Source organism: Shewanella frigidimarina (assembly GCF_003797125.1).
GTDB lineage: Bacteria > Pseudomonadota > Gammaproteobacteria > Enterobacterales > Shewanellaceae > Shewanella > Shewanella frigidimarina.
This window is the reverse complement of the sequence record NZ_RKKE01000006.1, coordinates 28,412-49,552: the sequence shown is the minus strand read 5'-3', so window position 1 is coordinate 49,552 and position 21,141 is coordinate 28,412. Positions and strand designations below refer to the sequence as shown.

Annotated in this window: 14 protein-coding genes; 9 read left to right on the top strand and 5 right to left on the bottom strand. The window is 42.3% G+C overall.

The features are described 5' to 3' along the window. Positions 1-14: 14 nt before the first annotated feature. From prpC to EGC86_RS16315, 4 genes are all read left to right on the top strand, one after another. Positions 15-1,139, top strand: a complete 1,125-nt coding sequence (gene prpC / locus EGC86_RS16330) for a bifunctional 2-methylcitrate synthase/citrate synthase (RefSeq protein WP_123778250.1) — start codon at positions 15-17, stop codon at positions 1,137-1,139. A gap of 87 nt (positions 1,140-1,226) precedes the next feature. Next, positions 1,227-3,818, top strand: coding sequence for a Fe/S-dependent 2-methylisocitrate dehydratase AcnD (gene acnD, locus EGC86_RS16325; RefSeq protein ID WP_165872439.1), 2,592 nt, complete (start codon positions 1,227-1,229; stop codon positions 3,816-3,818). Between the two features lie 89 nt (positions 3,819-3,907). Continuing rightward, the gene (gene prpF / locus EGC86_RS16320) at positions 3,908-5,077 is read left to right on the top strand and encodes a 2-methylaconitate cis-trans isomerase PrpF (protein ID WP_123778248.1); all 1,170 of its coding nucleotides are present in this window, start codon (positions 3,908-3,910) and stop codon (positions 5,075-5,077) included. A gap of 469 nt (positions 5,078-5,546) precedes the next feature. Further along, positions 5,547-7,706 (top strand): cation:proton antiporter domain-containing protein, encoded by a 2,160-nt coding sequence (locus tag EGC86_RS16315; RefSeq protein ID WP_123778247.1) that lies wholly within the window; start codon positions 5,547-5,549, stop codon positions 7,704-7,706. Positions 7,707-7,866: 160 nt separating this feature from the next. Here EGC86_RS16315 and bcp read toward each other — a convergent pair whose 3' ends face one another. Beyond that, a complete protein-coding gene (gene bcp, locus EGC86_RS16310) occupies positions 7,867-8,334 on the bottom strand; it encodes a thioredoxin-dependent thiol peroxidase (RefSeq protein WP_011637326.1) in 468 nt (155 codons plus the stop codon). Positions 8,335-8,420: 86 nt separating this feature from the next. Further along, complete coding sequence (locus EGC86_RS16305; protein ID WP_011637327.1) at positions 8,421-8,957, bottom strand: glycine cleavage system transcriptional repressor; 537 nt, start codon at positions 8,955-8,957, stop codon at positions 8,421-8,423. Between the two features lie 283 nt (positions 8,958-9,240). On the opposite strand from EGC86_RS16305, the gene dapA reads away from it, so the two are divergent. The 4 genes from dapA (at position 9,241) to EGC86_RS16285 (ending at position 15,921) form a co-directional block, all read left to right on the top strand. Further along, complete coding sequence (dapA, locus tag EGC86_RS16300; protein ID WP_011637328.1) at positions 9,241-10,125, top strand: 4-hydroxy-tetrahydrodipicolinate synthase; 885 nt, start codon at positions 9,241-9,243, stop codon at positions 10,123-10,125. Between the two features lie 4 nt (positions 10,126-10,129). Continuing rightward, positions 10,130-11,227, top strand: coding sequence for an outer membrane protein assembly factor BamC (bamC, locus tag EGC86_RS16295; protein ID WP_011637329.1), 1,098 nt, complete (start codon positions 10,130-10,132; stop codon positions 11,225-11,227). Positions 11,228-11,746: 519 nt separating this feature from the next. Then, entirely contained in the window at positions 11,747-12,829 is a 1,083-nt protein-coding gene (locus EGC86_RS16290; protein ID WP_123778246.1) for an efflux RND transporter periplasmic adaptor subunit, read from the top strand. Then, positions 12,826-15,921 (top strand): efflux RND transporter permease subunit, encoded by a 3,096-nt coding sequence (locus EGC86_RS16285; protein WP_123778245.1) that lies wholly within the window; start codon positions 12,826-12,828, stop codon positions 15,919-15,921. The genes EGC86_RS16290 and EGC86_RS16285 overlap by 4 nt, the downstream gene beginning before the upstream one ends. Before the next feature lie 224 nt (positions 15,922-16,145). Here EGC86_RS16285 and EGC86_RS16280 read toward each other — a convergent pair whose 3' ends face one another. Continuing rightward, entirely contained in the window at positions 16,146-16,574 is a 429-nt protein-coding gene (locus EGC86_RS16280; RefSeq protein WP_123778359.1) for a PaaI family thioesterase, read from the bottom strand. An 89-nt stretch (positions 16,575-16,663) separates the two neighbouring features. Beyond that, complete coding sequence (fadE, locus tag EGC86_RS16275; RefSeq protein ID WP_011637332.1) at positions 16,664-19,111, bottom strand: acyl-CoA dehydrogenase FadE; 2,448 nt, start codon at positions 19,109-19,111, stop codon at positions 16,664-16,666. Between the two features lie 248 nt (positions 19,112-19,359). Between fadE and EGC86_RS16270 the strand changes: the two genes are divergently transcribed. After that, the gene (locus EGC86_RS16270; protein ID WP_011637333.1) at positions 19,360-20,136 is read left to right on the top strand and encodes a class II glutamine amidotransferase; all 777 of its coding nucleotides are present in this window, start codon (positions 19,360-19,362) and stop codon (positions 20,134-20,136) included. Here EGC86_RS16270 and EGC86_RS16265 read toward each other — a convergent pair. Then, positions 20,122-21,081: a DUF3108 domain-containing protein gene (locus EGC86_RS16265; protein ID WP_123778358.1), complete on the bottom strand. Its 960-nt coding sequence runs from the start codon at positions 21,079-21,081 to the stop codon at positions 20,122-20,124. The genes EGC86_RS16270 and EGC86_RS16265 overlap by 15 nt on opposite strands. Between the last annotated feature and the right edge of the window lie 60 nt (positions 21,082-21,141).

Sequence of the window (21,141 nt, the reverse complement as noted above, 5' to 3'; positions counted from 1 at the left end):
AGAAGGAAGATATCATGGTAGACAAGAAATTATCAGGCGCAGGATTACGCGGTCAGAGTGCTGGCGAAACAAAATTATGTACAGTCGGTAAATCAGGTTCAGGCCTAACGTACTGCGGTTACGATGTCTCTGATTTAGCCGATAACGCTACCTTTGAAGAAGTCGCTTATTTATTATTTAACGGCGAGTTACCAAACCAGGTTCAGCTAACTGCATATAAAGCAGAATTGAAAGCGCAGCGTGATTTACCTGATGCACTAAAAGCGGTATTAAAATTAATTCCTGCTGATGCTCATCCAATGGATGTTATGCGTACTGGTTGCTCGTTTTTAGGTAACCTTGAGCCAGAAGTCGATTTTACTCAGCAACACAAAGCGTCGAACCGCTTATTAGCCGCATTTCCGGCCATCATGTGTTTTTGGTACCGTTACACTCATGACGGTGTAGAAATTGATTGCACCACCGATGAAGATTCTCTGGGTGGACATTTTCTTAAACTGCTTCGCGGTGAAACGCCGTCAGCGCAACATCGCCGTGTAATGGATGTGTCGTTGATTTTGTATGCAGAGCATGAGTTCAACGCATCAACCTTTACCGCGCGTGTATGTGCTTCAACATTATCGGATATGTATTCTTGTGTTACTGGTGCGATTGGTTCATTACGTGGCCCGCTGCACGGTGGCGCTAACGAAGCGGCGATGGATATGATCCAAAAGTTCAGCTCGCCAGCTGATGCTAAAGTGCAAATGGCATTGATGCTAGAACGCAAAGAAAAAATCATGGGCTTTGGCCATGCTATTTATAGCGTGTCTGATCCACGTAATGTGATTATTAAGAAGTGGTCTGAAAAGCTGGCTCACGAAAACGGTGATACCTCGCTATATGACATTTCTGTCGCGTGTGAAGAGTTTATGTGGGACACCAAAAAGTTATTCTGTAACGCTGACTTCTTCCATGCCTCTGCTTATCATTTTATGGGTATTCCAACTAAGTTATTTACGCCAATCTTCGTTTGTTCACGTTTAACCGGTTGGGCTGCACATGTAATGGAGCAGCGTTCAAACAACCGCATTATTCGTCCAAGTGCAGATTATGTGGGCAGTGAGCCTCGTAAAGTGGCGCCTATTAGTCAACGTTAATCAACTTGCCGAGCATCATAATGATGACTCGGCTTTTTTCGATTTAGATTAGCGCTTTTTACTTTCATGTTTATTGTGGATGAAGTTATGAATACTCAATACCGTAAAGCCTTACCTGGCACCCAATTAGATTATTTTGACACCCAAGAGGCTGTTGATGCGATTGAGCCTGGTGCCTACGCCAAACTACCTTATTGTTCTCGTGTGTTTGCCGAGAACTTAGTACGTCGTTGTTCGCCTGACATGCTTACTGATTCGTTAAAGCAGCTGATTGAACGCAAAAGTGACCTTGATTTTCCGTGGTATCCAGCCCGTGTGGTTTGTCATGATATTTTAGGTCAAACTGCATTAGTCGACTTAGCGGGCCTGCGTGATGCGATTGCTGAAAAAGGTGGCGACCCCTCAAAAGTGAACCCAGTAGTACCGACTCAATTGATTGTCGATCACTCGCTGGCGGTTGAGCATGCTGGTTTTGAAAAAGACGCGTTTGAGAAAAACCGCGCCATTGAAGACCGCCGCAATGAAGACCGTTTCCATTTCATCAATTGGACCAAAACGGCATTTAAAAACGTTGATGTTATCCAACCGGGTAACGGCATCATGCATCAAATTAACTTAGAGCGTATGTCGCCTGTAGTACATTCGCTAAATGGTGTGGCGTTTCCTGACACCTTGGTTGGCACCGACAGCCATACACCTCATGTAGATGCATTAGGTGTTATTGCCATTGGTGTGGGCGGCTTAGAAGCTGAAAGCGTCATGCTCGGCCGTGCATCTTATATGCGTTTACCGGAAATTGTTGGTGTTGAAGTAACCGGTAAGCCGCAACCTGGCATTACCGCTACCGATATAGTGCTGGCGTTAACGGAATACTTACGTGCGCAAAAAGTGGTGTCATCGTATCTTGAGTTTTATGGCGAAGGTACCACCCATTTAACCCTTGGCGATCGCGCTACTATTACTAATATGACGCCTGAATATGGCGCCACCGCGGCGATGTTTTATATTGATAGACAAACTATCGATTATCTAACGTTAACTGGCCGTGACGACGCGCAAGTTAAGCTAGTTGAAACCTACGCCAAGCAAGCGGGTTTATGGGCTGATACGTTAACGAATGCTGTGTATGAACGTGTATTACACTTTGACTTGTCATCTGTTGGTCGTAACATTGCAGGCCCGTCTAACCCACACAGTCGTGTACCGACATCTGAATTAGCGGCGCGTGGTATTAGTGGCGTGGTTGAAAACGAACCCGGTAAAATGCCCGATGGTGCAGTGATTATTGCTGCGATTACCAGTTGTACTAACACCAGTAACCCACGCAACATGATTGCTGCCGGTTTATTGGCTCGCAATGCCAATGCCCGTGGATTATTACGTAAACCTTGGGTGAAATCATCGCTTGCGCCTGGCTCTAAAGCAGTGCAATTGTATTTAGAAGAAGCAGGCTTATTACCTGAGCTTGAAAACTTAGGCTTTGGCATTGTCGGCTTTGCCTGTACCACGTGTAACGGCATGAGCGGCGCGCTTGATCCGGTTATTCAACAAGAAGTGATTGATCGCGACTTATACGCCACAGCAGTGTTGTCGGGCAATCGTAACTTTGACGGCCGTATTCATCCTTATGCTAAACAAGCATTTTTAGCATCACCACCCTTGGTCATTGCTTATGCCATTGCCGGTACGATTCGTTTTGATATTGAAAAAGATATCTTAGGTATCGATAACCAAGGTCAAGCTGTCACGTTAAAAGATATTTGGCCAACCGATGAAGAAATCGATGCAGTTGTTAAAGCAAGCGTTAAGCCTGAGCAATTCCGTAAAGTCTATGAGCCAATGTTCGACATTAAAGTCGAGTATGGTAGCCACGTAAATCCGCAATATGATTGGCGTCCACAAAGCACTTATATTCGCCGACCACCTTATTGGGACGGAGCTTTGGCGAGTGAGCGCACCATGAAAGGTATGCGTCCATTAGCCGTACTCGGTGACAACATCACCACCGATCATTTATCGCCATCAAATGCGATTATGCTCGACAGTGCCGCAGGTGCATATTTATACAAAATGGGCTTGCCTGAAGCTGACTTTAACTCTTATGCCACTCACCGTGGCGATCACTTAACTGCGCAGCGTGCCACCTTTGCTAACCCTAAACTGTTTAACGAAATGGTGCAGGAAAATGGCAAGGTTAAGCAAGGATCACTTGCGCGCATAGTACCTGAAGGCCAAGTCACTCGCATGTGGGAAGCGATTGAAACCTATATGGAACGTAAGCAACCACTGATTATTATTGCTGGTGCAGATTACGGTCAAGGTTCGTCACGTGACTGGGCTGCAAAAGGCGTGCGCCTTGCTGGGGTTGAAGTGATTGTTGCTGAAGGCTTTGAGCGTATTCACCGCACTAACTTGGTGGGTATGGGCGTGTTACCGCTTGAGTTCACTGCAGGTCATAATCGTCATACTTATCATATTGATGGCACGGAAACCTACGATGTGGTGGGCGAACGCAAACCGGGCGCTATGTTAAATGTGATTATGACTCGTAAAAATGGTGAGCAAGTGACCATTCCGGTTAAATGTCGTGTTGACACTGCCGAAGAGTTGTCAATTTATGAAGCGGGTGGTGTATTACAACGTTTTGCTCAGGACTTTTTAGCTAACGAAACCAAGTAATTATTTGATTTTGTGCCTTATTTAACTGGCAGCTTATAAGCTTATTGCTAGGTTGCCGGTTTGGTCTTTTGTTATTTTAGGAATATGTGATGGCTCATTTACCACAAATGAAAATTCCAGCGACTTATATGCGCGGCGGCACCAGTAAAGGAGTATTTTTCAGCCTGACTGACTTGCCTGCGGCTGCTCAAGTGGCAGGCGCAGCCCGCGATGCAATATTATTGCGGGTTATTGGCAGTCCCGATCCTTACGGTAAACACACCGATGGGATGGGTGGAGCAACGTCAAGTACCAGTAAAACGGTTATCTTATCTAAAAGTACTCAAGCTGATCACGATGTTGACTATTTATTTGGTCAAGTATCGATTGATAAGCCGTTTGTTGATTGGAGCGGCAACTGCGGTAATTTAACTGCAGCGGTGGGTTCATTTGCCATTAGTAATGGTTTAATTGATCCAAGCCGAGTGCCTGAAAATGGCACCGCAATCGTGCGTATTTGGCAAGCCAATATTCATAAAACCATTATTGCTCATGTCCCTATTACCAACGGCGAAGTGCAAGAAACCGGTGATTTTGAACTTGATGGTGTGACGTTCCCCGCAGCAGAAGTGCAAGTGGAGTTTTTAGATCCTGCTGATGGTGATGGCGCTATGTTTCCTACTGGTAACGTGGTTGATGAACTTGACGTACCTGGCGTAGGGACCTTTAAAGCCACCATGATCAATGCGGGCATTCCAACGATTTTTATTAATGCTGCCGATATTCAGTATCAAGGTACTGAGTTGCAAGATGACATTAATAATGACGATAAAGCGTTAGCCATGTTTGAAACCATTCGGGCTTATGGTGCAGTAAAAATGGGCTTAATTAAGCATATTGATGAAGCGGTAGCCCGTCAACATACCCCTAAAGTGGCTTTTGTGGCACCTGCTGCGAATTATATTTCATCCAGTGGCAAAGCGGTTAATACTGATGATATCGATCTGGTCGTGCGGGCATTGTCTATGGGTAAATTGCACCATGCGATGATGGGCACTGCTGCGGTGGCGATTGGCACTGCTGCTGCGATTCCTGGCACATTAGTTAATTTAGCTGCTGGCGGCGGTGAGCTGAGTGCAGTTCGTTTCGGCCATCCATCTGGCACTTTACGTGTAGGTGCGCAAGCAGCATTAGTACAAGGTCAATGGCAAGTTAAAAAAGCCATTATGAGCCGAAGTGCGCGAGTATTAATGGAAGGTAAGGTGAGCATTCCACAATAATTACGTTATATGTATGTTATTAATAAAACCTCAGCTTTTGCTGAGGTTTTTGCTTTTAGATAATTAATAGATAAAAAACAATCGATTAGAGTCTAAATCAATGTTGCCATTTGCTGAAGTAATTCAGATGTATATGTTAAAAATATGCAAAAGGTATAAAATGTGATATTGGTCAAAAAAAGTCTTGATCCTACTGTTAAATTAGTATGTTATATGCAAAATTTTGTCAGCTGTTTTTAATGGGCTCAAACATATATGCATCAGTTAACTATGTCCCTATGATGAAATAAAAAGAAAGATCAGTAAGTTTTATCGATTAACAAAAATAGATTAATCGCAATGAATGATTTGGCTGATTAAGTTGTTGTAAACAGTCAAGTTGAATGCATTTAGAGCACAATATTAACGTGAGTCGCATTGCTTATTAAGTTAGTCATTAGCAATGATAGCAATACAAAAGGAAACAATTATGGTTGAACACATTACAGGCATGCTGGCATTAATCGGTGTGTTATCGCTTTTGTGTCAATGGGTTGGTTGGAAATTACGTCTACCAGCAATTTTACCACTTTTATTATGTGGTTTACTGTTAGGGCCAGGATTAGGGATATTAGACCCAGATGAAATCTTTGGTGATTTATTGTTTCCTATTATTTCGTTAGGTGTTGCGGTCATCCTGTTTGAAGGTGCGCTGACACTTAACTTTAAAGAAATTAAAGAACATGGACGAATGGTGACCCACCTTGTCACCATCGGCGCATTTATTACCTGGGCGTGTATTGCACCAGCAGCGCATTTTTTGCTTGGGTTTGATTGGGCAATTGCCATGTTATTTGGCGCATTAGTGGTGGTGACAGGGCCAACCGTGATTGTGCCTATGTTACGCACGGTGCAACCAAAATCCAATTTAGCCAGTATATTGCGCTGGGAAGGCATCGTTATTGATCCCATCGGTGCATTGTTAGCGGTACTAGTATTTGAGTATATCGCCGTTACGGCCGACCCGACCACGCACGTATTGACAGCATTAGGCTTAACCTTAGTGCTTGGTTTTGGTCTAGGTGCTGCAGGTGGTTACTTAACGGGTTTAGCTATCCGTAAAAACTTATTCCCACATTACTTACGTAACACCGCAGTATTAACCATTATGTTGGGCATTTTTGTTGGCTCTAACATTTTACAAGAAGAGTCTGGCTTGTTAACGGTTACGGTAATGGGTATTTGGTTAGCGAACATGCGCGGCGTTGATATTGCCGACATTTTGGAATTTAAAGAAACCTTAACCGTACTACTGATTTCAGCGCTATTTATTCTGTTGGCCGCACGCCTTGATTCTGGTGCAATGCTGGACCTAGGATTTGGTGGTGTAGGGGTGCTATTAGTGGCGATGTTTGTCGCACGTCCATTAAGCATTTGGATTTCAGGCTTAGGCACCAATTTGTCGTCAAAAGATAAGTGGTTTTTAAGTTGGGTTGCGCCTCGCGGTATTGTTGCAGCAGCCATTTCATCATTATTTGCCATTAAACTAGAGTCGGTTGGCTTAGAAGGTGCCAGTTCGATTGTACCGTTAGTATTCTTAATTATTATTGGTACCGTGGTAATTCAAAGCTTAACGGCCGGTCGTTGGGCTAAGTTTTTAGGTGTGAAAGAGGGCTCTAATCAAGGGGTGTTAATCTTTGGTGCGTCTAAATTCTCACGTGATTTAGCTTCTATTTTAATCTCGAAAAATATTAAGGTTATTCTAGCGGACAACAACTGGGACAGTATTCGCCAAGCGCGCATGGAAAATATTCCGGTGTACTTTGGTAACCCAGCATCAGAGCATGCATCTAATTTTATGGATTTAAGTGGTATTGGCCGAGTGCTTGTGATGTCGCCTTACCGTCAGTTAAACCCGTTGGTGACATTCCACTTCCAAGATTTAATGGGCACTGAAAAAGTGTATGGTTTAAACAATGCTGACAGCGCCAGTGCTCGTCATCAGTTGTCTGAATCTTATCTTAAGCGCTTATGTTTGTTTGGTGAGAATATATCTTACGCCAAAATTGCTACTTTAATGGCTAAAGGCGCGGTATTGAAAATTACCAATATAACTGAGAACTTTACGTATGATGATTTCAAAAAGCGTTATGGTGACACTGCAATGCCATTGGTTTATTTAACCAAAGAAGGCAAGGTTAAAGTTATATCTGGCGTTGAAGCAATTGTGCTACCTGTGGGCATAGAGTTAATTAGCTTATTGCCACAAGAAGCACAAGATCAAGCTGTTATTCAGCGTGCATTAGATGACGAAGCTGATCGCCAAGCCAAGATAGTGGCAGATGCTGAAGCCAAAGCGGCCGCTGAAGCAAGGGCTGTTCGCGAAGCAGAAGAGGCTGAGCAACGCACCATTGAAAAAGCACGCCGTAAAGAAGAAGAGTTAGCGCTATTTGAACAACAAGAAAAAGCCCGCTTATTAGCTGACGAAGAGGCTGTATTAGTTAAGCAAGAAACTGCATTGCTAGCTAAAGAGTTAGCTGCACAAGAAAAGGCTAAACAAGTTGCAAGCGCTACAATCGAGTCGAGTGATGTAGAGACTGCAGCCGACGAAGAAAAACCACAGCAGCCAAGCGACACTAAAACGGTATAGATTCTAAAACGGCATAGAGACTAAAATAGTGTGAACGTTAGCGCTTAGGCGTTAACGATTTTTCTTAATAGTTTACTAAAAAGGGCTTAGCAATTTATTGCTAAGCCCTTTTTTATTATTACGTCATAAGCGTATAGGCAAGGTGTTCGCCTTGCTTCAATTACTCAGCTAACGTGGCCAGAACCACTTCGTGGTGATCTTTGGTTTTGAATTTATTCAACACATGGCTGATTTTGCCATCTGTACCCACGATAAAACTTAAGCGATGAATGCCATCGTAAATTTTACCCATGAATTTTTTCTGTCCCCATACGCCAAAACCATCAGCAACCGCATGGTCTTCATCACTGAGCAAAGCGAAGTTGAGCTGTTGTTTGTCGGCAAACTTAGCCAGTTTAGCAACAGGGTCTGGGCTAATGCCGAATACGGTCACGTGTAAACCATCAAGTTGTGCTTTGATATCGCGCAGGCCTTGTGCTTGCACTGTGCAACCAGGAGTTGATGCTTTAGGGTAGAAATACACTAGCACAGGGCCTTTAGACAATGTGTCTTGCAGTGATACCGCTTCGCCTGCTTGGTTTTGCAGGGTAAAGTTTGGTGCAGTATCACCAACGTTTAATGTGTTCATGATTGATCCTTTATCAAATGTGATGTGGATATTACGTGACTAGCACGTACAAGGTTCACATCAATGAGAGGTGACTGTAGTAATTATTATGGCGCTGCAATGCCTTGCATACGCTTAATTGTGCACTCTAGAGACATAGACTCTGCCAGCTCATGAATACCTTGTTCAAGTTTCAATAGATTGATTTTATCAGGAATATTGATCGCTAATAAAATAGACTGAGTTTTAAGGTTGTCGTTGTCATCAGCGTGAGAGCGCACTGCCGCTAAGTCGAGGCCTCTTTCGGCCAAAAACTGAGTAATACTCTTCATGGTTCCGCGTTGGTCTTCACCATTGAATATCACTTCAATACGAGAAACAAAGTTTTTGGGAGTATGTTTCGATGTTCGCTTCATGACGGTCATTAGTTCAAGTTCAACACTCAGCGCCGGTAATAAACTTTCTATTTTTGTTATAGCTGACCAAGAGCCAGATATCATCATAATTAGGGTAAATTCATTACCAAATAATGCCATACGACTGTCGACTATATCGCAATCACATTCGCTTGCTAAACGCGCTAAACGACTTACTAATCCTGGACGGTCAGCGCCCATTGCCGTAACGACCAGATAATTGGTCATGGATTTTCCTCACTTTTGATATCGTAGAGCGAAAACTTATGCCGAAGCATGTCAGTTTTTGTGCGGGTGCTAATGCTATCATTTTTCACTAAAACACCTCAATATAGTAACCTATATCACTCACATAAATGTGATTATTTTTTAGCGCTATGGCTTCAAAGATGCTAGGTTACGCTGCATTAAATAGCATTAATGACTTATTTCAGATTATGGTTACCGAAGAGCTTGTCATTAGTGGTTGGCATCAGTAACATAGCGAATCCTGAAACCGTGGGGAAGATAGATGATAAACGGAAGCATCGTAGCCTTAATCACACCAATGAATAGTGATGGCACAGTAGATTATGCAAGTCTTGAACGACTTGTTGAGTTCCATATTGAACAAGGTACTGATGCCATAGTCGCGGTCGGTACTACAGGCGAGTCTGCAACTTTGCCTATGACAGAACATGCGGCCGTTGTTTGCCAAACTGTTAAGTTTGCATCAGGTCGTATTCCTGTCATTGGTGGTAATGGCGCCAATGCCACAGCAGAAGCAATCGAATTAACCAAATCAATGCAAAAATCAGGTGTTGTCGCCATGCTTGGCGTAACCCCTTATTACAATAAACCAACGCCTAAGGGATTAATTGCCCATTATACGGCCGTTGCTGCAAGTACTGACATTCCTCAAATTCTTTATAACGTGCCAGGTCGTACTGCTGTTGATATGAAACCAGAAACTGTGGCTGAATTATCAAGTGTCAGTAATATTATTGGTGTAAAAGAAGCCACGGGTGATTTAAGCCGCGTTGCACGTTTGCGTGAACTGTGTGGTGAAGATTTCTTACTTTACAGCGGTGACGATGCCACAGCACGTGAGTTTTTATTACTCGGTGGTAATGGTGTTATATCAGTTGCAAATAATATCGTTCCACATGCGTTTAAAGCCATGTGTGATGCTGCGTTAGCCAAAAATGCACAATTAGCTGAAACAATCGATCAACCATTAACGGGTATTTATCGCTCGTTATTTTGTGAAGCCAACCCAATTCCAGTGAAATGGGCTGTTCATAGAATGGGTTTGATAGCTAATGGTCATATTCGTTTACCTTTAACTGAACTTTCTGAGCAGTTTCATGGTCTGTTAATAGAAACAATGAAACAAGCTCATATTGAGGTAAAATAAATTCATGTTAAAGAAAGTCACTCCGTTACTCCTTGTTGCAGCTGTTTCAGCTTGCAGTACGCCATTAGATCGCCGTCAGGCCAATGGTAATGATGATTTCGTTAATGCTGAAACAACGCCATTATTGACGATCCCACAGGGCTTGAATACGCCTACTTACAGCAAAGAATATGACATTCCTGTTGTAGGTAATAACGTAAATAAGCAGCTTGTAGGCAAGAATCTTGATATTCGTGCGCCATTACAAGTATTGCCAATGGCTGAAGGCACACACATCGAAGAAAGCAGTGATAGTATTCGTGTCGTGATTGAATCGATTGAAAGCACTACTGATTTAAAACAAGAAATCTTTGATGTCATCAATGGCTATCTAAACAAAAATAATATAGCTGTTCGTAGCGAAGACCTTACCGCTGGCTTTATTGAAACTGATTGGATTGAAAATGATGAAATCATCGAATCTAATTGGTGGGGCAGTGACAAAGTTTATCAACTGCGTCAACGTTACCGTTACCAAGTGGATGTGAAGCCACATGGTCGCTCTGGTTCTGTGTCAATTGATTTAGTTGAGCATCAAGAGTTTTACGATGATAAAGATCAAAAAATCTTATTAAGCGGTGAAGACAAACGTCGTTACACCACTGATATGCTTAACAATGCTATTGCTTATATGAGCATTAAACGTGATCAAGCTATCCGTGCTGCACGTATTGAGCAAAGCCTTGGTATTAAAGTTGATTTAGTGACTAATGCTACTGAATCTGCTTATTGGTTGGCCGAAGCAAATTATAAGTCGGTATGGGAGCGTTTACGCTTAGTATTACCGGAAATGGGTTTTGATGTTGTTGATACTGATAACAGCAAAGGCCTGTTTTATATTAATTTAGAAGAAAGCGGTGGTTTCTGGAGCTCTTTGTGGAGCGAAGAAAAGTTGTCATTGAAAAAAGGCAATTATCGTTTACTACTTAAAGAAACTGATGATGTTAATCAGACTAAAATATTGTTACATGATGTAGAAGACAAGCCATTATCGGATGAGTCTATTACCGAAGTGTACAAGATTATCTCTGACTTAATGCAAGAAGACCGTAAAGTTCGCTAAGGTTTATAATTAAGTTATTAAGCATGAAAGAGACGCATCGAGCGTCTCTTTTTATTTTGTTCACTTGTACAACAATTGTTATCCTATTCAATGGGACACTATTCAGCTCCTATAAACTCAGTTTGAATTAACCATTTACAAGTAGTATTCCTAACATACTGACTTCATTGTTGAGTAATCACAATATTAGGCAGTGCCCATTTCAACAGTGAACACTCTTAATCTGAGCAGCGACGGAATCTTAAGCCCAACACTATTTGTCACAGCATGTGTCGAACAGTTTGGATGTCCATTGTTTAAATATTCAAATAATGAGTAAAGCTAATAAAGTATGCATAAATTCTGCTAATAATGTGAATTAAATGCATATTTAGCGCGGGTGAACTATTTGTTTAATCTGTTCGTAATTTGTAAGCAAAAGTAAAACAACTTGATGTGAATGTATTGCGAAGTACAATTACTTTAGATAAAAAAATCATAGATATAATTCATTCAACCTTTGATGGTTACGGACTCGAAATGAAAAAGATAATCGTACTGATTGCCATAGTGCTAGCGGCACTGTCGGCTTACTATTTACTGGCTCCTAAAGAAGCGATAGTTCAACGTCCTAGGCCAATACCTAATGTGGTGGTTGCCAAGGTGGCTATTATGCCTATTCGTGATGAAGTCGAAGCATTAGGTACGGGTAAAGCCTATGAGTCTATTATCGTTACCTCTAAAGTTACTGAAATTGTCACCAGTATTAATTTCAATGATGGCGATTTAGTTAAAAAAGGCGCGCTATTAGTACAACTCAGAAATGACGAACATAAAGCCAAAGTAGCCGTTACCGAAATTAAGTTAGTTGAAAATCTCCGCGAATTAGATCGTATTCGATCATTGGTTACCAGCAAAACGATTGCAGAATTAGAGCGCGACCGTTTACAAAGTTTAATTGATACCACTCGTGCAGAAGTGGCTCAGGCTAAAGCTGCACTTGAAGACCGCGCAATTAAAGCCCCATTTCCAGGTAAATTAGGTTTGCGCCAAGTGAGTGTGGGCAGCTTAGTGACCCCAGGTGAGCAAATTAGTACCTTAGATGATGTCAGTAAAATTAAATTAGATTTCTCTGTGCCAGAGCGTTTTATCCAAGAATTACAACCCGGCAAACTCGTTGAAGCTAAAGCTGTTGCTTATCCAGACCGGATATTTAAAGGCGTTGTTACTTCGATTGATAGCCGCGTTAACCCAGATACTCGAGCGGTGGTTGTGCGCGCGGTAATGCCTAATGATGATTATAAGCTATTGCCTGGCATGCTGATGAAAGTGCGTCTTATTAAGCAAAGTCGCGAAGCATTACTATTACCCGAAGCTGCAATTATTCCTATTCAAAACAAGCATTATGTTTATGTAGTAAATGCTGAAAATGTTGTCGAACAGCAACAAGTTACTTTAGGCAGCCGGACACGTGGTTGGGTTGAAATAACCGATGGGCTTAAGGTTGACCAACAAGTGATTATTCGCGGGATTTTAAAAGTTCGACCAGGAGATAAAGTTCAAGTTGAACAAGCCGAAAACTTTAAGTTTGCTCAAGTAGAAGGTATGGAGAAGTCAGCATGATATTAACTGACTTATCGGTTAAACGGCCTGTTTTTGCATCTGTTATCAGTATCTTGCTGATTGTTTTAGGGTTAGTCTCATTCGATAAATTACCCTTGCGGGAATACCCAAACATTGACCCGCCTATAGTGTCAGTCGAGACCAGTTATCGCGGCGCCAGTGCTTCAGTAGTTGAAAGCCGAATCACTCAACTTATCGAAGACCGAATAAGTGGCGTTGAAGGCATCCGCCATATTAGTTCGTCAAGCAGTGATGGCCGTTCAAGCGTTACCATTGAATTTGATATTAATCGTGATATTGAAGCCGCAACCAATGATGTTCGTGACCGTATTTCAGGTTTATTAGAACAGCTTCCAGAAGAAGCTGATGCTCCCTCTATTTACAAAGCCAACGGCAGTGATGAAGTCATTATGTGGCTCAATTTGGTCTCTGACCAAATGGATATCTTGCAGCTTACTGATTACGCTAATCGTTATTTAGTAGATAGATTTTCAGTCATCGATGGGGTGTCAACCTTACGTTTGGGGGGCGGCAAAGTTTATGCGCTGCGAATTTGGATCGATCGCCAAGCATTAGCATCGCGCAACCTAACTGTGTCTGACGTAGAAGCTGCATTACGTTCTGAAAACGTGGAGTTACCTGCGGGCTCTATAGAATCGAAAGAGCGTCACTTTACGGTGCGCTTAGACAGAGTATTTAAAACGGCAGAAGATTTTTCTAACCTAGTCATTAAGCAAGGTGATGATGGTTACTTAGTCAAATTAAGTGATGTCGCCAAGGTTGAAATTGGCTCAGAGGAAGAGCGGATTATTTTCCGCGGTAACAAAGAGGCAATGATTGGTTTAGGGGTCAGTAAGCAATCTACCGCTAACACCCTTGAAGTGGCGCGCGCTGCTAATGCATTGGTCGACAAACTTAATCCAACATTACCAGCAGGCATGGAGATCAAACGCTCATACGACAGCTCGGTGTTTATTGAAGCTTCTATTGATGAGGTTTATCAAACACTGTTTATCGCCATGGTGTTAGTGATTATCGTTATTTACTTGTTTTTAGGTTCTGTGCGAGCGATGTTAATTCCAGCCATCACAGTGCCCGTATCCTTAATGGGGACGTTTATAGTGCTATATGCACTAGGGTATACCATCAACTTACTGACCCTCTTAGCGATGATCCTTGCGATTGGTATGGTGGTTGATGATGCCATTGTGATGTTAGAGAATATTCATCGACGGATTGAAGAAGGTGATTCTCCGCTAAAAGCAGCCTTTCTAGGTGCGCGTGAAGTGGGCTTTGCCATCGTTGCGACCACTTTGGTGCTGGTAGCTGTATTTATGCCTATTACCTTCTTAGAGGGCGATTTAGGCAAGCTGTTTAAAGAGTTTGCTGTGACCATGAGTGCGGCAGTTATTTTTTCCAGTATTGTGGCGCTAACACTAAGCCCGATGATGTGCTCAAAGTTATTAAAACCTGCAGAACAAGATCCTTGGCTGGTTAAACAAATCGATAAAATGATGAGCAAGATATCGGGCTGGTATTTAATAAGCTTACAGGCAGGGGTTAAGCGACCTATTTTAGTGTCATTAATTGTTTTAATCTCGTTTGCATTAAGTGGTTTTTTACTGAATAAAATCCCTCAAGAATTTGCTCCACAAGAAGACCGTGGCTCGATGTTTTTAATGGTTAATGGGCCTCAGGGGGCCAGCTTTGAATACATTGAAAAATACATGGATGAAGTTGAAGGCCGCTTAATGCCTTTGGTCGAAAGTGGTGATATTAAGCGCTTATTGATCCGCGCTCCTCGTGGCTTTGGCACCGCATCAGACTTTTCTAACGGTATGGCCATTATCGTTTTGGAAGATTGGGCTGAACGTAGAAGTGCCAATGAAATTATTGTTGATATCCGCAATCGTTTATCAGATTTAGCCGGTATTCGTGCATTCCCGATTATGCGCCAAGCTTTTGGTCGCGGTGTAGGTAAGCCGGTGCAGTTTGTGATTGGTGGCCCAAGTTACGAAGAATTGGCTGATTGGCGTGACATTATGCTCGAGAAAGCCAAAGAAAATCATAAGCTCATTGGTTTAGATCACGATTATCAGGAAACTAAACCTCAGTTGAGAGTGGTGATTGACCGTGAACGTGCAGCAGATTTAGGGGTATCAATTGCTCATATTGGTCGAACCTTAGAGTCGATGCTTGGTTCGCGCTTGGTGACAACCTTTATGCGCGATGGTGAAGAGTATGATGTGATTGTCGAAGGTAATCGTGACAATCAAAGTACCGCTACAGATATGGAGAATCTTTACGTTCGTTCGGATCGTTCACAAGAACTGATCCCGTTATCGAACTTAGTCTCGATTGAAGAGTTTGCCGATGCTAGCTCGTTAAATCGATACAATCGTATGCGTTCTATCACCTTAGAAGCCAATTTGGCCGATGATTATACGTTGGGTGAAGCGTTAGATTATCTCAACCAGCTTGCGGCGACTTATTTACCTGCAGAAGCAGTGATAAGTTATAAGGGGCCATCGTTAGATTACCAAGAGTCAGGTAACTCAATGAACTTTGTCTTTTTACTCGCATTAGGCATTGTGTTTTTAGTGCTTGCGGCACAGTTTGAAAGCTATGTTCACCCCATGGTGATCATGTTAACCGTTCCGTTAGCAACATTAGGGGCGCTAATTGGGTTATGGTTTACCGGTCAAAGTATTAATATTTACAGTCAAATTGGCATTATCATGCTGGTCGGTTTAGCGGCTAAAAACGGCATTTTAATCGTTGAGTTTGCCAATCAATTACGAGACCGTGGTGTTGAATTTCAACAAGCGATTTTGCAGGCTTCGACCCAACGTTTACGGCCTATTTTAATGACCGGCATTACGACTGCGGCTGGAGCTATTCCATTAGTGTTATCCAGTGGTGCAGGGGCTGAAACTCGTTTTGTTATTGGTGTAGTGGTGTTATCAGGCATTTTACTGGCAACCTTCTTTACCTTAGTCGTTATTCCTGTTGCTTATAGCTTGTTTGCTCGTAATAGCAGCTCACCAGAAGCGGTCGCTAAGCAGTTAGAGATAGAGTTAAAAGAAGGCTAATCGCGTCAACATTGATGTGCAAGCCTTGAAATAACCGGAAATTGGGATAAACAAAAGCCAGTCATGTAAGTGACTGGCTTTTTTGTTGCTGTGTTTTCTACGCAAACAACCTTTGATTCAATACAATCTCTAAACTCAGTGACAACACAGAATGACATCACTAATGGAATGAGTATTATGATCCCGTTTCATCTAGTCGTGCAAAGTACAGTTTAGCCTACTATCTAAGGGCGAAGAATAAGGCAGGTCGCTGTAGCTGTAGCGAGTAACTTACCTTCTTCAGTGCTTAAGGTGCCTTCAGATATGCCTAACGACTTTGATAAGTTCATTAAGCTTCCCTTTGCTATTAATCGCTGGTTTTGTGGCACAGGGCGAACCATTTTAACGTTCAAATCAATGGTTGAATAACTTACCCCAGCAGGGAGTGCTGAATGAACCGCGCAAGCTGTTACTGTGTCCATAACCGTTGCTGCAAAGCCACCGTGTACGCCGCCCATCGGATTTAAATGACGTTCATCTGCATGCGCTTCAAACGTTACAGCGCCTTCACTGACTTCAATGGCTTTCATCGGTATTGTTTGAGTAATAGAAGGGGCAGGTATGTCGCCATTTAACATGGCTTGCATCAATTGTAATCCGCTTAACTGTTTCATCATTATCCTTCTAACATCATTAAACTGTAGAGATGAAAAAGGGTAAAGCTTGCGCTTTACCCTTTTTATTTTAGGTTTTAACCTAGCAGCTAGGCTGCTTTTTCTTGCTTAGCTTTAGGTGCTAGTTGCGCACGAAGCTCATCGGTATCGAAATCATCAACGTTAATTGATTTTAAGCGGCCAATTTCAGCTCGTTCAAGTAAAGCGATTTCGCTGTCGCTTAACACACCAAGCGCTTTACCTTCTGCAGCAACTTTATCTAACCACATAAATGGCAGACGCTTACCAGCAGCTTTACAGACTTTGTCGTACAGTGGCTCTGCGGCAAGGATATCTTTAAACGTTTGTTCTTGGATACCTACAGCATTGAACTCAGATGCAGTCCAGAACTGGCCTTTACCTAAACGGTCACGGCTAGCACAAGGCGTTTGCATAATCTTAGCCACTTTGTGGTCTAATACATCACTAGGACGCTTAATCGGACGACCGAATGGGAAAATAACGGCACGAAGTGCAATGCCTAATCCCATTGGGAAGTTGTTCAGTAAGTCATCTAACGAATCTTGTAACTTGTATAATGAATCTTCAACCGCCCATTGAACTAAAGGTAAATCTTCAGTTAAACGACCGTCATCTTCATAACGTTTTAGCGTTGCTGAAGTTAGATACAGCTGGCTTAATAAGTCACCTAAACGAGCAGAAATACGTTCTTTACGTTTAAGGTTGCCACCTAACGTTGCCATAGCTAAGTCAGATAATAATGCTAAGTTAGCACTGAAACGGTTCATCTGTTGGTAGTAACGCTTGGTTTTATCTGAGTAAGGGCTATTCGAGAAACGAGATGAGGTTAAGCCCATCCAGAAGCTACGAATAAAGTTAGACGTTGCAAAGCCAATATGGCCAAAGATAGCCGCGTCAAAGTTAGCTAAACCACGATTTGCGTCAGTATCAAAAGCAGATTCCATTTCGGCCAATACATATGGATGACAGCGAATTGCGCCTTGTCCATAAATGATCATTGAGCGAGTTAGAATGTTTGCACCTTCTACAGTAATCGCAATCGGTGCAGCTTGATAGCCACGACCTAAGTAGTTATTCGGCCCTAAACACACACCTTTACCGCCGTGAATGTCCATTGCATCAATAACACACTTTTGCATTCTGTCGGTTAAGTGGAATTTAACGATGGCTGAAACAACCGATGGCTTTTCACCTAAATCGATAGCGGTAGTGGTTAATGTTGCAACTGCATCCATTAGATAAGCATTACCGCCTAAACGCGCCATTGGCTCTTCGATGCCTTCTAACTTACCGATAGGTAATTTAAATTGACGACGAATACGTGCATAAGCACCGGTAGCAACAGCGGCAGTTTTAACGCCACCAGCTGAGTTTGAAGGTAAGGTAATACCACGACCTACAGATAGACACTCAACCAACATTCTCCAACCTTGACCAGCCATTTCTGGACCACCAATGATGAAGCTTAATGGTACAAACACTTCGTTACCGCGTGTTGGACCATTTTGGAACATACAGTTCAATGGGAAATGACGACGTCCAGTTTCAACACCAGGAATGTCAGTAGGAATAAGCGCACAAGTAATGCCTAATTCTTCTTTATCACCTAGTAGGTGATCAGGGTCGCGTAGTTTAAACGCAAGCCCAAGTACGGTAGCAACAGGTGCTAAGGTAATGTAGCGCTTGTTCCAGGTAAGTTTCATACCAAGCACTTCTTCGCCTTGGAATTCACCTTTACATACAACGCCGAAATCTGGGATTGAGCCAGCATCACTACCTGCTTCAGGGCTAGTAAGTGCAAAACATGGCACTTCTAAACCTTGAGCTAAACGAGGTAGGTAATGATCTTGCTGCTCTTTAGTACCATAGTGCTGTAATAACTCACCAGGGCCTAACGAGTTAGGAACACCTACTGTTGATGCAAGTTCGCTACTTACACCAGCAAGTTTTTGTAATACACAAGATTGAGCATAAGCTGAATATTCAAGCCCGCCGTACTTTTTCTTAATGATCATCGCGAAGAAACCATGATCCTTTAAGAACTGCCATACATCTTGTGGCAAGTCACCTAGCACATGCGACACTTCATGTTGATTAAGCATTTTACACACTTCTTCAACGGGTCCGTCTATGAATGCTTGCTCGTCTGCGGTTAAACGCGCTTTAGGATAGTTATGTAATTTGCTCCAGTTAGGGTTACCGGCAAATAAATCTGCTTCCCACCACGTTGTACCTGCTTCAATGGCTTCTTTTTCAGTAGAAGACATTTCAGGCATGATACCGCGATACACTTTTATCAGCGGACGACTGATAAAATTCTGTCTGAATGATTTGATGTTTAGTGGCAGCGCAATGACAAGGAAAACAATCCATGTAATTACACCAATAATGTCCAAAGTGCTACCGACAACTAACACAATCGCCGCAGCAATTGTTGTAGATAATAACGATACCCGCAGGTATGCCATGGCGCCGAGCACAAAGATCATCGCGATGATCCAAAGTAGGGTGGTCAATGTACTTCTCCTTAAAGCTATTTAAGTAGACAAATAGCTTATTTTATTATTGATCTCATTCACAAGAAAGAGCGTGGTCAGACCTGTGTCACGTAAAAGTTAACCTTATGAGCCCTCGAATACAAGTGTTTTTCAAACAATTGTTTAAATATTTGTGTGTCAGAAATATTCCACTCAATAAGCTTAGTAGATACAATACGTTCTACAAAAGTGTTTAGCTCAACATATCAACAGAAAAGGCAAGGCAAATGTGTGAATTACTGGCGATGAGTGCCAATGTGCCAACGGATATTGTTTTTAGTTTTACAGGCTTAGCTGAACGCGGTGGTGTTACCGGTCCTCATGTTGATGGCTGGGGAATTACTTTCTATGAAGGTAAAGGTAACCGTACTTTTAAAGATGCTTGTCCTAGCAGCAAATCACATATTGCCGAACTTATTAAGTCATATCCGATTAAAAGTGAAATTGTGATCAGTCATATTCGTCAGGCAAATCGAGGTTGTGTATCGTTGGTTAATACTCACCCATTTAGTCGCGAACTATGGGGCCGTTATTGGACTTATGCGCATAATGGCCAATTAACAGATTATCAAGCTACCTTTTCAGTATCACGCTTTCAGCCTGTTGGCGATACTGACAGTGAGCTGGCTTTCTGCTGGATATTAGAGTCTGTAGTTAATAAGTTTGGTGAGTTTGAACCTGAAAACATGAATGAAGTATTTCAGTATATAAGCCAACTTGCGGATGAAATAAGACAGTTAGGTGTGTTTAATATGTTGTTAAGCAACGGCATAGACTTAATGACTTATTGCACTAACAACTTATGTCATATTACCCGCCGCGCTCCATTTGGACAGGCAACGTTGATTGATACTGATGTTGTCATCGATTTTAGTCAGGAGACCACACCGAATGATGTGGTGACTGTGATTGCGACTCGACCATTAACCAACAATGAAAATTGGGTGGTTTTACAACCGGGTGAGTGGAAGTTATTCCGTAAAGGCGAGCTAATCAACGGCTAACTGTTTAATTTCGTCTAATTCAGACTCACTAATACCAGCTTCATTTTCAGCCTCTGAGACCAGTTCATCCACAGCAGTTGAAGCTTCAGGCTTAGGGCCATCGATGACGACAGGCGTCATGGGTGGCAATGGTTGTTCAAATTGGTAGCTTGCTAGCTGAATATCGAGTTGCTTACTGCCTTTAGAAAAATGGCTTAAACGTACAGGTAGATAGGCTAAATCAGGCGCCATCCAGAAAAATGTTTGTCTTTTGGTACTGTCACGCACCACTTCAACTTTAACCGTATCGTAAGTGCCGCTTTTTATTGTGACTTTTTCTTTGCCTATAACTCTAAATTGATAGTCATCGACTTCTTTTTCTTTGACCATTTTATAATCTAATGGGCGTATATTGGCCGCGAGGTCCATTCTGAATTGTAATTGAACCATTAACGGATCAAACACTTTTTCTTCGTATGACAGTTTTAATGCTTCTTGCTTATAAATGGTGTGAATAAATTTCTGTGCTTTGGCAAATGCAGTCTGTTCGGTGTAATCACTGCCTGTTCCAGTGCGTTCTTGTATGTATCTAAATGGTACCAATTTGCCGTTTTCAAGGGTGAATTCGCTGGTAAGATGACGCTGATCAGACAGCATTAATAAGCTGACATCGCTGTCGAAATGATAGCTGTAAAAGCCGCTGTCGGTTGCAGGTAAACGATAATTTGCTTCGCCTAATTCGAAACTGCCATAAAACACATTGTATTTTGCACTGTGGGCTGTTAATGGCGATAAAATAGCAGCCTGTTCAATGGCACTTAATGAGGCCGGGACATCAATTTGCTCGAGTTTTTCTGCAATCACAGCAGTTTCTGACACAGTCAATTTAGCCGTAGACTCAGTATCTGCAGTGAGTTGTTGGTTGTCAGAGGCCTGTACGAATAAGACAGGGCTAGTGCACAACATCAGAGTGAATAAGCGAGTTAATTTATTGACCAATGTATAATTACCTTAAAGTTTAGAATT

Coding starts and splice junctions, on each gene's coding strand:
- prpC (WP_123778250.1), top strand. CDS start 15: ATGGTAGACAAGAAATTATCAGGCGCAGGATTACGCGGTCAGAGTGCT.
- acnD (WP_165872439.1), top strand. CDS start 1,227: ATGAATACTCAATACCGTAAAGCCTTACCTGGCACCCAATTAGATTAT.
- prpF (WP_123778248.1), top strand. CDS start 3,908: ATGGCTCATTTACCACAAATGAAAATTCCAGCGACTTATATGCGCGGC.
- EGC86_RS16315 (WP_123778247.1), top strand. CDS start 5,547: ATGGTTGAACACATTACAGGCATGCTGGCATTAATCGGTGTGTTATCG.
- bcp (WP_011637326.1), bottom strand. CDS start 8,334: ATGAACACATTAAACGTTGGTGATACTGCACCAAACTTTACCCTGCAA.
- EGC86_RS16305 (WP_011637327.1), bottom strand. CDS start 8,957: ATGACCAATTATCTGGTCGTTACGGCAATGGGCGCTGACCGTCCAGGA.
- dapA (WP_011637328.1), top strand. CDS start 9,241: ATGATAAACGGAAGCATCGTAGCCTTAATCACACCAATGAATAGTGAT.
- bamC (WP_011637329.1), top strand. CDS start 10,130: ATGTTAAAGAAAGTCACTCCGTTACTCCTTGTTGCAGCTGTTTCAGCT.
- EGC86_RS16290 (WP_123778246.1), top strand. CDS start 11,747: ATGAAAAAGATAATCGTACTGATTGCCATAGTGCTAGCGGCACTGTCG.
- EGC86_RS16285 (WP_123778245.1), top strand. CDS start 12,826: ATGATATTAACTGACTTATCGGTTAAACGGCCTGTTTTTGCATCTGTT.
- EGC86_RS16280 (WP_123778359.1), bottom strand. CDS start 16,574: ATGAAACAGTTAAGCGGATTACAATTGATGCAAGCCATGTTAAATGGC.
- EGC86_RS16270 (WP_011637333.1), top strand. CDS start 19,360: ATGTGTGAATTACTGGCGATGAGTGCCAATGTGCCAACGGATATTGTT.
- EGC86_RS16265 (WP_123778358.1), bottom strand. CDS start 21,081: ATGTTGTGCACTAGCCCTGTCTTATTCGTACAGGCCTCTGACAACCAA.